Origin of the sequence: Bradyrhizobium sp., assembly GCF_049512235.1 — a bacterium.
Lineage (GTDB): Bacteria > Pseudomonadota > Alphaproteobacteria > Rhizobiales > Xanthobacteraceae > Bradyrhizobium.
In genome coordinates this window covers 1-2,660 of sequence record NZ_JBEKXH010000703.1, presented here as the reverse complement: position 1 = coordinate 2,660, position 2,660 = coordinate 1, and the positions used below count along the sequence as shown (strand labels likewise).

Sequence of the window (2,660 nt, the reverse complement as noted above, 5' to 3'; positions counted from 1 at the left end):
TGGTGTAAATGCAAGCGCGCAAGCCCGACAAGTCGTATTCGCGGCGACGCGGATGATCGAGAATTGCCTGATACATCAGTGACAGGCCGACAAACACGGTCAGCTTGTCGCGCACGATCGCTTCCATGCACACCACCGGGTCAAAGCCGCGCATCAGCGCCATCCGGCCGCCGACCGACAGGTAGCTCAGCAACAGCACATGGCCGGCGCAGTGGAACAACGGAAACTGCCCGGTGATGCCGTCGTTGCGGTCGAGGTGCATTTCGATGGCATTGCTCATGACCGCCATCACCACCGCGAGATGACAATGCATCGCGCCTTTCGGGCGCGAGGTCGTCCCGCTGGTGTAGATGATCATCGCCAGATCGCGGTCGTCGATGTCGATCTCCGGTTCGATCTCGGAACGGCCTGTCAGCAGACCGTTGAAATTTTCCAGACCTGCCGCGGCGGCCGTGCCGGCCAGATCGACCGCGATCAGGTCGATGCCGCGCTTTTGCAGCGCCGCGCGCCGGTCCGGCTGGCCGTACAGATTGTCGTCGATCAGCGCGAAACGCACCTCCGCATGATCGAGGATATAGTCCATATCGGCAGGCCCGAGCATGGTGTTGACGGGCACCCAGACCAGGCCGGCGCGATGAATGCCGAACAGCGCTTTGACGAATTCGACCGAATTGTTGCAGATCGTCGAAATCTTGGCGCCGGGCTTGAGGCCGCGCGCGACCAGGTAATTGGCAAAGCGGTTGGCATCGCGCTCCAGTTCCGAAAATGTCACGCCTCGCTCGCCATCGGTAACGGCGATCCGATCCGGAAACCGCGCCGCTGCGCGCTTCAACAGATCGCCGATCGCCACCCGGCCGATCCGGCCGGGGCCGGGGACGCCGCCGGTTGCAGTAAGATTGGTCATGTTGCCTCCTCCCGCATTAGCCGCCCGCTTCACGCTTGAGGACAGTGCGTAGGGTGGGCAAAGGCGCCCTTTGCGCCGTGCCCACCATGTCGCATGCGAAAAGATGGTGGGCACGCCATCTCCCCGCGCTTTGGCGCGGTCCGTTGGCTTTGCCCACCCTACGACAACTACGACAACTGGTGACGCTCAATGCCTGATTCCGAAAATCTTTCTGGCTTCCGCGGGGCTTGCGATCTCGCGGCCGGCGCGGCGGGCGCAGGCGGCGATGGTTTCGATCAGCTGGCCGTTCGAGGTGACCTTGGCGCCGTCGGGTTGATAGAACGTGTCTTCCAACCCGGTGCGCAGATGACCGCCGAGCTCGGCGCAGCGCTGGTGCAGCGGCCAGATTTCCGCCCGGCCGATCGCGGTGACCTGAAAGTTGGCTGCCGGGAGTTTCAGCTTCAACAGGATCGGCAGCAGATCCTGATCGGCCGGCATGCCCGAAGCGACACCCATGACGAAATTATACTCCAGCGGGCCGGTGTACATGCCGGTCTGCCGGTACATCCCGACACAGCGCACGATACCGACATCGAAACACTCGAATTCCGGAATCGTGTCGGCCGCTTTCATGACGTCGAGATAGTCCTGCACCTTCTCGACCGAATTATCGAACATCATCGGCGGCCAGGCCCAGCTGTTGTCGCTCTTCACCTTGAGATAATTCAGCGAGCCGGCATTGCAGGCCGCCATCTCCGGCCTGGTCTCGCGCACGCAATCGAGCGCGCCCTTGTAATTCGGCCCCGAGGTCCCGGTGGTGTGATTGATGATGACATCGGGGCAGGCCTCGCGGATCGCCTGCTGGATCTCGCGGGAAACGGCCACCTCCCAAGACGGAAGATGTCCCTTGCCCGGCCCCTGCTGACGCAGATGGATATGCATCACGCTGGCGCCGGCGTCGAAGGCGGCCTTGGCCTCGCGGGCCATTTCCTCCGGCGTTACCGGGACGTGATGCTGTTTCGGATCGGTCAGCACGCCATTCAGCGCACAGGTGATGACAGCCTTGTCGCTCATGGTCTTGCCTCCCGGGAACCTTTTTGATTTTGCCGCCGCGCCTGCGAGCCCGCCGGCGGCGCATAAGGCAGCATACAGCAACCGCGGCAGATGTCACCGCGCAGGGCCGGGCCGTTCATGAGCGCCGCGCCACCTGCTGCTGCTCGCCGGCGAGGTTTTCCGCGGCAACGGCCCGCTTGAAACTCTCGCGCGCCTGCAGGCGCTGCCAGTAGGCCGAGACGTTGGGGCCGAAATCCTTCGCCAGCCCGATATTGTCGGCAAGCCACAGCGCGTAGCCGATGACGATATCGGCGGCGGTGAAGCGGCCGGCGACGAGCGTCTCCGCCTTTGCGGTCGCGGCCTCGACCGCGCGCAGCCGGCCCAGGAACCATTTGGCGTAATCGGCCGCGACCTGCGGACTGCGCCGCTCTTCCGGCTCGAGCCGGCTGTAGCGCAGCACCAGCGTTTGCGGGAATGTCAGCGTCGCATCGCTGAAATACATCCAGTTCAGGAACGCGCCATAGGCCGGTTCGTCGAGCCCGACCATAAGGGGCGTCGGCCCGTAGCGGGTGCCGAGATAGTGACAGATGCCCGAGGACTCCGTCATCCTTGTTTCGCCGTCGATCATCAGGGGAATGGTGCCGAGCGGATTGAGCGCGAGATATTCCTTGGCAAATATTCGCGGTGGGAACGGCAGCATTTTCAGCTCATAAGGCAGCCCCAT

Annotated in this window: 3 protein-coding genes; all 3 read right to left on the bottom strand. The window is 63.3% G+C overall.

The annotated features are described in order from the left end of the window. A partial coding sequence (locus tag ABSG20_RS34175; RefSeq protein WP_423868849.1) for an AMP-binding protein occupies positions 1 to 904 on the bottom strand: 904 nt, incomplete at its 3' end. Between the two features lie 186 nt (positions 905 to 1,090). Then, positions 1,091 to 1,957, bottom strand: coding sequence for a beta-keto acid cleavage family enzyme (locus ABSG20_RS34170; RefSeq protein WP_423868848.1), 867 nt, complete (start codon positions 1,955 to 1,957; stop codon positions 1,091 to 1,093). Between the two features lie 115 nt (positions 1,958 to 2,072). Further along, positions 2,073 to 2,660: glutathione S-transferase family protein (locus ABSG20_RS34165; RefSeq protein ID WP_423868847.1), on the bottom strand; the 588-nt coding region annotated here is incomplete at its 5' end.